The sequence below is a fragment of the Microvirga pakistanensis genome, from assembly GCF_004458765.1.
In the GTDB taxonomy this organism is placed as follows: Bacteria; Pseudomonadota; Alphaproteobacteria; order Rhizobiales; family Beijerinckiaceae; genus Microvirga; species Microvirga pakistanensis.
This window is the reverse complement of sequence record NZ_SPJX01000651.1, coordinates 1-223: the sequence shown is the minus strand read 5'-3', so window position 1 is coordinate 223 and position 223 is coordinate 1. Positions and strand designations below refer to the sequence as shown.

Here is a 223-nt window from a genome sequence, read left to right as displayed (position 1 = left end):
TGCAAGCCGTTCATCGCGCGGCAGATCGAGCTGGCCTCTCCCGAATTTCTTCTGTGCCTCGGCGGCCCCGCAGCCCAGAACCTGCTCGGCCTGAAGGACGGAATCCTGCGCCCCCGGGGGCGCTGGTACACCTACCAGGCCGAGGACGGCCGCGAGATCCGGGCGATGCCGACCCTGCATCCGGCCTATCTGCTGCGCCAGCCCCTGCAGAAGCGCCTCGGCT

At 69.5% G+C, this 223-nt stretch carries 1 protein-coding gene; it reads left to right on the top strand.

Going from position 1 to position 223, the window contains the following annotated elements:
• On the top strand, nt 1–223 hold a 223-nt coding region (locus E4K09_RS24750), incomplete at both ends, for a uracil-DNA glycosylase family protein (protein ID WP_280177494.1).